This is a genomic window from Collinsella sp. BIOML-A6, from assembly GCF_009875845.1.
Taxonomy (GTDB): Bacteria; Actinomycetota; Coriobacteriia; order Coriobacteriales; family Coriobacteriaceae; genus Collinsella; species Collinsella aerofaciens_H.
In genome coordinates, this window is sequence record NZ_WWSL01000027.1 from 18,758 (window position 1) to 30,248 (window position 11,491).

At 61.4% G+C, this 11,491-nt stretch carries 10 protein-coding genes; 2 read left to right on the top strand and 8 right to left on the bottom strand.

The window, feature by feature from the left end:
• Positions 1 to 2: 2 nt before the first annotated feature.
• From GT495_RS08795 to GT495_RS08830, 8 genes are all read right to left on the bottom strand, one after another.
• Positions 3 to 1,562 carry a hydrogenase 4 subunit F gene (locus GT495_RS08795; RefSeq protein ID WP_161162374.1) on the bottom strand — a complete coding sequence of 520 codons (1,560 nt, stop codon included), beginning with the start codon at positions 1,560 to 1,562 and terminating at the stop codon, positions 3 to 5.
• Between the two features lie 3 nt (positions 1,563 to 1,565).
• Positions 1,566 to 2,219 carry a hydrogenase 4 membrane subunit gene (gene hyfE / locus GT495_RS08800; protein WP_161162375.1) on the bottom strand — a complete coding sequence of 218 codons (654 nt, stop codon included), beginning with the start codon at positions 2,217 to 2,219 and terminating at the stop codon, positions 1,566 to 1,568.
• Positions 2,220 to 2,232: 13 nt separating this feature from the next.
• Positions 2,233 to 3,690 carry a hydrogenase 4 subunit D gene (locus tag GT495_RS08805; RefSeq protein ID WP_161162376.1) on the bottom strand — a complete coding sequence of 486 codons (1,458 nt, stop codon included), beginning with the start codon at positions 3,688 to 3,690 and terminating at the stop codon, positions 2,233 to 2,235.
• A gap of 15 nt (positions 3,691 to 3,705) precedes the next feature.
• Entirely contained in the window at positions 3,706 to 4,632 is a 927-nt protein-coding gene (locus tag GT495_RS08810; protein WP_161162377.1) for a respiratory chain complex I subunit 1 family protein, read from the bottom strand.
• A 12-nt stretch (positions 4,633 to 4,644) separates the two neighbouring features.
• Positions 4,645 to 6,663, bottom strand: coding sequence for a hydrogenase 4 subunit B (hyfB, locus tag GT495_RS08815; protein ID WP_161162378.1), 2,019 nt, complete (start codon positions 6,661 to 6,663; stop codon positions 4,645 to 4,647).
• Entirely contained in the window at positions 6,656 to 7,273 is a 618-nt protein-coding gene (locus tag GT495_RS08820) for a 4Fe-4S dicluster domain-containing protein (RefSeq protein WP_161162379.1), read from the bottom strand. The genes hyfB and GT495_RS08820 overlap by 8 nt, the downstream gene beginning before the upstream one ends.
• 78 nt (positions 7,274 to 7,351) lie before the next feature.
• A complete protein-coding gene (fdhF, locus tag GT495_RS08825) occupies positions 7,352 to 9,574 on the bottom strand; it encodes a formate dehydrogenase subunit alpha (RefSeq protein WP_161162380.1) in 2,223 nt (740 codons plus the stop codon).
• 76 nt (positions 9,575 to 9,650) lie between these two features.
• The gene (locus GT495_RS08830; protein ID WP_161162381.1) at positions 9,651 to 10,169 is read right to left on the bottom strand and encodes a 4Fe-4S dicluster domain-containing protein; all 519 of its coding nucleotides are present in this window, start codon (positions 10,167 to 10,169) and stop codon (positions 9,651 to 9,653) included.
• 428 nt (positions 10,170 to 10,597) lie between these two features.
• On the opposite strand from GT495_RS08830, the gene GT495_RS08835 reads away from it, so the two are divergent.
• Both GT495_RS08835 and GT495_RS08840 read left to right on the top strand, forming a co-directional pair.
• Positions 10,598 to 10,921: a type II toxin-antitoxin system RelB/DinJ family antitoxin gene (locus GT495_RS08835; RefSeq protein WP_152073965.1), complete on the top strand. Its 324-nt coding sequence runs from the start codon at positions 10,598 to 10,600 to the stop codon at positions 10,919 to 10,921.
• The gene (locus GT495_RS08840; protein WP_192924190.1) at positions 10,914 to 11,390 is read left to right on the top strand and encodes a PIN domain-containing protein; all 477 of its coding nucleotides are present in this window, start codon (positions 10,914 to 10,916) and stop codon (positions 11,388 to 11,390) included. The genes GT495_RS08835 and GT495_RS08840 overlap by 8 nt, the downstream gene beginning before the upstream one ends.
• The last annotated feature ends 101 nt before the right edge of the window (positions 11,391 to 11,491 follow it).

The window sequence follows — 11,491 nt, forward strand, 5'->3', positions numbered from 1 at the left end:
CGTTACTCCACCTCGCTCTGAGCGGTCTCGGTACCGAACACAGCGCGGTACATCGGCGTCGCGTGAAGTTCCTCGGTGCTCTGCTCGAGCACGATGCCGGTCGCGGTCTCCACACCGTGCACGAGAGGCAGCGGGGTGGCGATGCCAAACCACAAGATCATGACAGCCAGGATGATTTCGGGGATAAGCATGAGCGCCGGGGCCTCATGCTTGCCCATGCCCTGGGGCGCATGGCCGAATACCGACTTGAGTGCGATGCGGGTGAGCGCAGAGATGGCCACGGTAAGACCGAAGGCGACTACGACGACCAGCCACATGGGACCGGTGGTAACACCGGCGACAAAAGTCAGGAACTCGGAGATAAACATACCAAAGGGCGGGAAGGCGGCAAGACCGAGCAGCGCCAGGATGGCGAGCGCGGCGGTTGCAGGGGCAACCTCGACGACGCCTTGGATCTTGGCCAGGCTACGCGTGCCAAAGGCGTGCTGGATGTTGCCGGACACGCAGAAGGCAAGCGTCTTGGTAAAGCCGTGGCACACGCAGTGCAGCAGGGCCGCGGCGATACCCAGCGGGCCACCGATACCCAGGCACAAGGTGATAACACCCACGTTCTCCACAGACGAGTATGCAAAGCGGCGCTTGAGGTCGTCCTGGCGAAACATCGAAAGCGCCGCCACCAAAATGGACAGCGTGCCGACGATCAGCAACAAAAGCTGCGGATACTCGGCGCCCACGGCCTGGATGGTAAAGCCGTAGAAGCGCATGATCACAAGCATGGCGCACTTAAGCAGCACGCCCGAGAGCAGGGCCGAGACGGGGCTCGGGGCCTGGGAGTGGGCATCGGGCAGCCAAGTGTGCATGGGGAACAGACCGGCCTTGGTGCCAAAGCCGATCACGACAAACGCAAAGGCGAGACGCATGAGCGTCGGGTCGAACTGGTCGGCATACGGCAGCACGCACGACAGGAATGCGGCCTCGTGGGCGTTGGGGATCACGTCGGCGGCGTTGGCGTAGATCAGCAGCGTACCGAACAGGCCAAAGGCAACGCCGGCGGTGCAGACCATCGCATACTTCCAAGAGGCCTCGAGGGCCGTCTTGTTCTTGTAGATACCCACGAGGAACACGGTGGAAAGCGTGGTCGCCTCCACGGCGGCCCACGTGAGGATCATGTTGTTGGACAGGCACGCGAGCAGCATGGTGAACACAAACAGGCTAAACAGCGCAAAATACTGCTTGGCGCGCTCGGCGGGCATGGAGCCCTCCTCGATATCGGCCTTTACATAGGGCAGCGAGAACAGCCCCGTGAGAAAACCGATAAAGCCGATGAGCAGCACAAAGATGGCGCCCAGCGAATCGAGGTGGAACCACAGGCCAAGAGCGCTCGCGGTGTCGCCGCTCATAAGGACGTCACCGGCCGTCATAATCGACAGCACCAGGACGGCTGCGACGGAGACCAGGTTGAGACCGGCAAACACGTTATAGGACGTGTTCTTGGGCAAAAATGCCATGACCAGCGAGAACACCAGAGGAGTCGCGAGCAGGGCGAGAATCAACGTTTCCATGGACTACCCCCTCAGCTCGGACAGGTCGCGCGCATCGAGCGAGTGGGAGTCGTCCCAAATGCGACGCACGACGATGGACATGATGATGACGGCAAAGATGGCGTCGGTGGCGATACCGATCTCGATGATCTCGGGAGCGGTGGGGGCCAAAAGCGCGAGCGTCACATGGCTGCCGTTTTCCATAAGGCAGTATCCAAAGATCTGCTTCATGATGTTGCGCTGCGAGATGATGCAGGTGAGGCCCACAAAGAAGTGAGCGAAGCTAATGGCGAGCGCAGGCGTTGCGACCTCGGCCGTGGGCAGGCTGATCTGCGTCACGACGGCAAAGCAGATCGCGACCTCCACGGCGATGATGCAGATGGCCCACGCGGGCTTAAGGCCGGCCTTGAGCGATGCGTCGCTCGGCTCGCCCATCTTCTTGTACGCACGGTTGAGGATATACGGGACCAGGACGACCTTGGTGATAAAGGCAGATCCGGCCCACATAAGCAGCTCTTTCGCACCGGTAGTGGCACCGAGCGTGGCGAGCAGACCTACGAGCACCAGCGACTGCACCGCATACCAGCGAATGGCGTGCTTGATGTTCTTTGAGACGACCACCATGGTGGACGTGACGATCAGAAGGCCGCCAAGGATGTTGACGATCGAATAACCCATGTCGTTCTACCTCCTAACCTATCCAGCTGGCCGAAAGCGGGCCGCTGACGATAACCATGATGATGAGCACGATGAACACGAACGCCATCGCGCGGGGAAGCGGGGCTCCCGCAGCGACCTCGTCGCTCGGCTCGCCGGGCAGGCAATAGCCCATCCACTTGAGGAACCAGGCGAAGGTGGCGACGGTCTCGGCAACCATGATGCACACGAGCACCAGGATCGCGACGTTGCCGGCACCCACGGAAAAGCCGCCGGCAATAATCTGGAACTTCGAGAAGAACGTGTTCATGGGCGGCACGCCGGCAATGGCGAGCGCGGCGACACCAAAGCCCACGCCCGAGATCGGGTATTTCTTTACGATGCCGCGAAGCTTGGGCAGCATACGCGTGCCGAGCGTAAAGGAGAACGAACCGGCGATCAGGAAGAACAGCGTCTTGGCGAAGGCGTGGTTAAAGATGTGGCACACGGCGCCATCAAAGGCCAGCTGGCTACCAAAGACCGAAAGGCCCAGACCAAAGAACACATAGGAGAGCTGGGCGATCGTGGAGAAGGCCAGCAGGCGTTTCATGTCCTTTTGCGGCAGGTACATAAGGAAACCAAAGAGCATGGTGACCATGGCGTCGATAATGGCAACCCAGCCCACGATCTCGGGAACCTCGCCGGCAGAGACGAGTGCACGCGCGAACACGCACACGCCGACCTTAACCATCGAGGCGCCATGCAGGTAGGCCGAAACAGGCGTCGGCGCCTCCATGGCCGAAGGCAGCCACATGTACATGGGAACCTGTGCGGACTTGGCCCAGGCCGCAAACAGCACGAGCAAAAGGACGATGGCCTTGAGCTTGGCATCGAGGCCGGCAATCGCGGTAATGGCGAAGGTGCCGGTGTGGGCAAACACGATGGCGGCGCCCAGATACAGGCCGAGCGCACCGATATGCGTAATGATCAGGGCCTTCATGCCGGCCTTCTTGGCCGTAGGCGTCATGTAGTAGCTAATGAGGCCCCAAGAGCACGCACCCGTGATCTCAAAGAACACGAGCTGGCCCAAAAGGGTCGAGCTGTACACGAGGCCGGCCATGGCGCCGATGAAGGTCGCGAGGTACGCGTAGAAGCGACGACGAGGCGCGTCGGGATGCTCACGGTTATTCTCGCTCATATAGGGAATCGAATAGATCACGACAAGCAGGCCGATACCCACAAAGGCGGGCGCGAGCAGCGTGCTCATGCGATCAAAGGTGAATCCCATGACGAGGGTCTGCCCAAACGAGATCAGGGGGACCTGCGTGTCGGGCATGCCGGCGCCAGCGAAATTCGCGGCGAGGGCGATGGTGCAGACCGTCGAGACGGCGGCACCCAAAACGCTGAACCACTTGGCGTACGGACGGGGGAACAGGGCGACGAGCACCGAGGCCACCATCGGGGCCGCGATAGCGACCAAGCCGAGAAGGGACAGACTGACTGCAAATGACATTGTTTCTCCCTTCTCCTACACGCCGACGACCACGAAGACAAACGCCAGAACGGCGATACCCACGACGGCCCAGGTCTGATTACCGAGCACCTTAAAACGCGAGCGCGAGCAGGAGTTCTCGATCACGCCGCATACGACAAAGTCGATCAGGCACTTCACCAGGAAGATGACTGCGCCCAGAACGGCGGCGGCGCCCACGGTCGCGGGCTCGCCCCAGGGGACAAAAATCGCGCAGAACCAGGCGACGACCAGGACCTGCTTCATGGACATGGCGAGCTTGGCCATCGCAAGCGACGGACCGGAAAGCTCGGCGAGCGGACCTTCCTGAAGCTCCTGCTCGGCCTCGGCCTGATCAAACGGCAGCTTGCCGAGCTCCATGTAGCAGGCGATCGCAAAGGCGATGCCGGCGAGGATCACGGCAACCGGCGCGTCGATGGCGCCCGTCATGATGTGCTGACCCATGGTGGCGATGTCGGTGGAGCCGCACACCAGGGCGGCGGCAAACAGCGCCAGCAGCATGGACGGCTCGATGAGCACGCTCATGAGCAGCTCGCGGACGCCGCCGATACCGGCGTAGGCGTTGGACGAATCCACGCCGCAGAGAGCGAAGAAGAAGCGGGCGAGCGCCAGGCTGTACATGATAGTGATGGCGTCACCAAAGACCGGGATGGGGCTTTGTGCCGTAAAGAGCGGCAGGCCCATCGCGAGCATAAAGGCGACGGCGAAGAACAGCGGCGGCATAATGCGCAGCGCAAAGCTCGCGTCCTCGCACTGGGACTCGGGGCGCGCAAAGAGCTTGGCCAGGTCGCGGTAGTCCTGCATGATGCTAGGGCCGCGACGGTTGTGCATCTTGGCGCGGATCACGCGGCCGAGACCGGAGAAGAACGGCGCGACGGCCATAACGACCACGCCCTGCAGAACGGCAAGTACGATGTTGTTCATGCTCTCCCCTCCTTAACCCATTTGCACGGCGAGCACGAGGAACACCACGAGTGCCGCGACGATGTAGCAGATATAGATGCTGTAGTTGCCGCCCTCGAGCTTAGTCGCGAGGTCGGCGAGCTTCTCGACACCCTTATGCGGGGCATCGACGAGAACCTTGTCGGGTACGGGCTCCACAGCCTCGGCCACACCGGTGAGCTTCTGGAAGAAGTGCGCGATGGACCAGCAGACGGCCGTGCAGCGGTCGCGCAGCGTGTAGAGCGGCTGCATAAACCAGGACACCTCGGAGGCAAAGGTCGTGGCCACGACGGGCATATGCTCGTTGGGAGCATAGCCGCATGCCCACGGCTGGGACTTCTGCACCTTGCCGACGGTCTTGAGCTTGCGATAACCGCAGGCAAGGCCGACGAGCACCACAAGCGCAATAGCGATCGCGGGCGTGGAGGTGGCAGCGCCGGAGTACTGGTTCATGAGCTCCATGCCCTCGGCGGCAAACACGCCGCCGTACGGGTGCAGCACGGACGCGGCGACATCGACCAGCACGGGCGCGATCACGGGAGCGCCAATGCCCAGCACGACGCAGATGGCCGCGAGCAGGCCCTGCGCAAACACCATGGGGGCGGGAACCTCCTTGGCATTGGCCGCGGCCTCGGAGCGGGGCGCGGAGGCAAAGGAGACGCCGTAGGCCTTGACGAAGCACGTGACGGCCAGCGCGCCGGTAATGGCAAGCGCGACGGCAGCGAACACGGCCACGATCATGACGGCCTTGTCGCCCTGCATGGCGGCGTTAAACAGCGACTGGTAGGTAAACCACTCGGACACAAAGCCGTTGAAGGGCGGGATGGCCGAGATGGCAAGCGCGCCAACGAGGAAGCAGATGGCCGTTGCCGGCATACGACGGAACAGGCCGCCCATCTTCTCCATATTGCGCGTACCCGTGGAGTACAGCAGCGCACCGGCGCCCAAGAACAGCTCGCCCTTAAACATCGCGTGGTTAAACGTGTGGTAGAGGGCGGCCATCAGGGCCAGGACGGCGATGCCGACCGAGTCGAGCGCCATGGCGGCCATGGAGGCGCCGACGCCGAGCAGAATGATGCCGATGTTTTCGACGGAGTGATAGGCCAGCAGGCGCTTGATGTCATGCTCCTGCAGGGCGAAGGCCACGCCGAGAACCGATGAGATCGCACCGAACACCATGACCATAAGGCCCCACCAGATCTGAACGCCCGAGGCGGAGAGCAGGTCGAGGCCCACCTTGAGGATGCCGAAGATACCGATCTTGATCATGCCGCCGGACATGAGGGCACTCACGTTGGACGGCGCCTCGGGATGTGCCTTGGGCAGCCAGCCGTGCAGCGGGATGATACCGGCCTTGGCGCCAAAGCCAAAGAAGGCGAGCACGAAGCACACGGATGCGACCGCGGGGCTAAACTGCGTGGCGCGGAAATCCGCAAAGGCAAACGAGCCACCGGCGAAGTTGGTCATGGTGAGGAAGCTCGCCATGATGAGAACAAAGCCCACGTGCGCGATCACAAAGTAGAGCCAACCGCCGTGGATGGAGTTCTCGTTCTCCTCGATCACGACCAGGAAGTACGAGGTCAGCGACATGAGCTCAAAGGCAACCAGGAACCAAAACACGTTGTCGGCGGTGATGACGAGCATCATGGACGCCACGAAGGTGTTAAAGAAGAAGCCGGCGCGGCCCTTTTTGCCCGGGTACTCATCAAAGTAGTTGAGACCGTAGATCGAACCGGCAAACGCGAGCACCGAGATGAGCGCCACAAACAGGCCGGACAGCTGATTGAGCAGCAGCTGGAAATGGGCAAACGGGAAGAACACGATGGTGTCGACCGACGTGACATCGCCCAGCACGGCCTGGATACCGGCCACAAACGAAAGCACCGCGGCGGCGGCGCCGATAAGGCATCCGGCGGTCTTGGCGGCGTTATCGGCCTTGATCAGCAGAACCGAGGCGAGCGCACCGATGCACGAGACGGCAAGCGATGCGATAAACAGCGTCATGCTATCCATTGTTTACGCTCCCTTCTGCTTTCTCGGACAGACCCTGGGCCACGGCGGTAACGTCGACGGCCGGACCGTTTTCGATCGAGCGCAGGCGCTTGGCCTCGTCGAGCTCGCGATCGGCCGCAACGCCCATGACAGCCAGCGCTTTGGTGGGGCACGCCGCCACACAATGCGGGCCGTCCGGATCGAAGGCGCACAGGTCGCACTTCACAGCGCAGGTGTACTGGCCGGGAGCCCACGTAAGCAGGCTGCTCAGGGACTTAGGATACGAAGGCGTCGGGTCGCACATGCCTGCGACACCGGCGATGGACGTGCCATCGGGATGGATAGCTCCGAAGGGGCACGCGATGGCGCACAGCCTGCACCCGATGCACTCCTGCTCCTTGACGTGGATGCGATCGCCATCGTGCTCGATGGCATTCACCGGGCAAACCTCGGCGCAGGGGGCACCCTCGCAATGGTGGCAGGCAAGGGCGGCCGAAATACCGCCGGTCTTCACGAGCGCCAGGCGCGGCGTGTCCTGAAGACCCTGCATCCGGTGGGCGTCGGCACAGGCGGACTGGCATGTTCCGCAGCCGATGCACCTCTCCGGGTTGATGTCGATGAAGCGGTTCATCCCCACTTCCTTTCAAAATAACGGGCCGGGCACCCGAACGTACGGGACGCCCGGCCCAAAAAGCCAACGAGAACGGGACTACACGATTTGGTTCACGTGCGTCTCGTCGTCGAACTTGGCGGTGCCGGGCTCAACATCCTGGGGAGCGGCGGCGTCCACCAGAGCCTGCTTGAGCTCGGTGTACTGACGCTCGACCTCGCCCTCGGCCCAGACCTGGTCGGCGATCGGATCGACCTGGCAGGCGGAGAACTTGTCCTCGGGCGTATGCGAGACCGGGTCGACCTTGTGCATGGTCAGCTCGTTGCACTTGCCGATCCACCACTGGTAGGTCATATAGACCGTGCCCTTGTTGATACGGTCGCTCACGTCGGCGCGGCTGTACACCTGGCCACGGCGGCTGTGAATCGAGACGATGTCGCCGTTCTTGATGCCGCGCGCCTGGGCGTCCGAGGGATTCATGCGGACAAAGCCGGGCTCGTCGGCGAGCAGCGCCAGCGTCTTGCAGTTGCCGGTCATCGAGCGGCAGCTGTAGTGGCCGACCTCGCGGACGGTACACAGGATGAGCGGGTACTCATCGTCGGGAAGCTCGGAGGGCGCCTCCCAATCGTGCGCCATCAGGTTGGCGCGGCCGTCCTTGGTGGTGAACTTGCCACCAGCGAACATGTCGGCCGTGCCGTGGTCGTTCACATCGGTGCTCTTGACCGGCCACTGGGCGTAGCCGCCCTCGGGAGCCATCTTCTCGTAGGTCGCGCCCACAAAGTTGGGGCACAGGCTAATGCACTCGTTCCAGATCTGCTCGGTGTTGTCGTAGTGCATGGGATAGCCCATGCGCGTGGACAGGTCCGCGAAGATCTCCCAGTCGTGGCGGCACTCGCCCTTGGGCGGAACGGCCGCGTCAAAGTGCTGGAAGCTACGGTCGGATGCGGTAAAGACACCCTCGTGCTCGCCCCAAGAGGTGGCGGGCAGGATGACGTCGGCGAGCATGGTCGTCTGCGTCATAAAGATGTCCTGGCAAATGAACAGGTCCAGCTCGGAGAGCGTCTTGCGCATTCCGGCCGAATCGGGCTCGGTCTGCACCGGGTCCTCGCCGTAGTTGTAGAAGCAGTGCACCTTGCCCTCGTCGACCAGGTGACCCAGGTCGGTGAGCTTGTAGCCCTCCTCCAAGGGGAGCTTTTCCTCGGGCACGCCCCAAGCCTTGGCAAACTTGGCACGCACAGCCGGGTCGGTGACTTTCTGGTAGCCAGGGTACAGGTTGGGCAGCATGCCCATATCGCAGGAGCCCTGGACGTTATTCTGGCCACGCACGGGCGCGAGGCCGGAGTTGGGTTTGCCGATCTGGCCGGCAACGCAGGCGATGGAGGCGATGGTGTGCACCGTCTTCAGGTTCTGCTTCTGCTGGCATACGCCCATGCCCCAGCCAATGATGGCAGAAGGCTTCGCCGTGGCGTACATCTCGGCAGCTTGGTGGATCATCGCGGGCTCGATACCCGTGATGTCCTGTACGGATTCGGGAGTGTAGTTCTTGATGGTCTCCCACCACTCGTCAAAGCCGTTCGTGTGCTCGGCGACGAATTCCTTGTCGTAGAGGCCATCGTTGACCAGACAGTTGGCAAAGGCGTTGAGGAACGCAACATTGCAACCGTTCTTGATCGGAAGGTAGAGATCGGCGATACGCGCGGTTTCGATATGGCGCGGGTCGGCGACGATGATCTTGCAACCCTTTTCTTTGGCTCGCACGATACGCCTTGCGACGATGGGGTGCGAATCGGCAGGGTTATAGCCGAAGAGGAAAATGCAGCCCGCATCCTCCATACCGGGGATGGAGCATGACATGCAACCTGAACCAACCGTGTCCATCAGACCGAGGACAGTAGGGCCGTGTCAAGTACGGGCGCAGTTGTCCACGCTGTGGGTGCCGATGCACGCACGCGTAAACTTCTGCATGACGTAGTTCGCCTCATTGCCGCCGCCTCGCGAAGAGCCGGTGGTCATGACAGCGTTAGGACCATATTCGTCAATTATGGCCTGCATCTTAGATGCGGTGAAATCCAGTGCCTCGTCCCAGCTTACGCGCTCAAGATCCGCGCCCTTGGTGCGGCGGATCATCGGGTGCAGTACGCGGGGAGTCAAGATCTTGGTGTCGTTGATGAAGTCGTAGCCGCTCATGCCCTTAAGGCACAGCTCGCCCTGGTTGGTGATGCCGTTGAGCGGTTCGGTACCCACGACCTGGCCGTTTTGGACCAGGAGGTTAAACTGGCAACCGGCGCCGCAGTACGGGCAGATCACTTTATGCTTCTCCATGACACCCTCCTTCCTTTCTCTGCTACCGATTAATCGGTACGTATTTGACAGTCGTGGGGCTTGTATGGCCGCCCGCCTACGCCTCGTTTTCGATGGTGGCGCGGGCACGCTCGGCGATCAGCTCCACCAGGCGCTCCTCGTCTACCAGGGTGAGGCCCTTGGTCGGGCACGCCTCGGCACACGCCGGGCCGCCGGGACGGTCCACGCACAGGTCGCACTTGAGCACGAAGCTCTTGGTCTGCGAACCCACGCGCACGTCGCCCATCAAGACGGGGACCTGCGTGGTCGCCACGCTCACGGCGCCAAAGGGGCAGGCCATGACGCAGCTCTTGCAGCCGATGCAGTTGTCCTCGTTAACGCCGATACGATGGTTCTTTGGATCAAAGAACAAGGCGCCCGTAGGACAAGCCTTGGCGCACGGGGCATCCTCGCAGTGATGGCAAGCCACCGGTGCGGAGATCTCGTAGGTGCGCGTTACGCGCAAGCGAGGTGCGGCGATATTGCCGGGAATGTCGTGCGCCTCGATGCACGCTGCCATACAGGTTTGGCACCCAATGCAGCGCGAGGAATCGGCTACGACTCGTTTATTGCCCATGTTGTTCACTCCCTCCTGAATCCCTTGCTGGAGAGATCCTGTCGACGTTGCCCCAAGCCGCCCGTGGCTTGGCATCGGCGTATCGAATGCATGCGGCGAAACAGGCACTCGGTAGAATTTCTCCAACGGTATACAGGTTGAATATACGCAGTTGCAGGGGCTAAACCTGAGCATAGGCCCTGCAATACGGGTGTATTGCAGGGGTTTTGGCAGGTTGGAATTATTCTCTATAAGCTATAAAGGTGAGTGTATTACACGCGTAGGCCTCAGAGATTTTTACGTGCTCTCATTTTGGATGTACTACGCTTGTATTCGTGTTAATCGTTAACATACTTGAGTGAAATAAAGCAATGGTTATAAGATGCTCAGATGTCGGCACATGCAGCATTTGACCGACTATATTGCACGCTAGCTAAGGGAGGTCAGTGATGTCATCGACTCAAAAACGAGCCATCCTGCAGGTGCGCATTCGCGAGGAAGACAAGCAGCATGCCGAGCATCTCTACGACGCCATGGGCACATCGCTCGCCGAGGCCGTCCGTCTTTTTGTCGCGCAGAGCATTTTGATGCGCAAGCTCCCCTTTCAGCCGGTCGCCGTGCGCTCAAAGGACGGCACCGCCGCCTATGGATTGCTCAAAGCATATGGTGACCCCAATCGCCGCGCCGAGGAGCGCAATGCCTGGATTGAATACCTTGCTATAGAAAGCGATGATTCGGTTTTGGGCCCCGAGGAAGTAGATATCCATGAGTAACACCATCATCGATGAGACCGTCATCCTACGCTACCTGCTTAACGACGACGAGGTCCTGTCACCGCGCGCCGCCCAGGTCATCGCCACGCGCACCGCCCGCGTCTACCCCGAGACAATCACGCGCGTGGCCGTTACGCTGCGCGACGTCTACAAGGTCCCTCGCGTGGAGATTGCGACGGCCATGACCAAGCTGCTCGATGACGTCATGGTCGACGAGCCCACCGTTGTCGCCCTTGCCATCAAACTCTTTGGCAAGACCCATATGGACGTTACCGACTGTCTGCTTGCCGCCCGTACTGCCATCTATAACGACGACGTCGTGAGCTTTGGCAAGCCCATCATCCAAGGCATGATCGATTACCGCCGCAAGCGCCAAACCGCCGCCGACGCCCGCGACAGCGCCACCGATGCCCGCGGCCACGGCACCGACGCCACCATTGACAAGCTCCGCCACCACGGTCGCCACTAACCGACAGGCAACGGCCTCGCCCGCCCATTACAGTCTGAAATAGGCCATCGATAAATTTCGATGGCGAGCATTCGGCGCATTGCCTACGATACGGGCAAGCC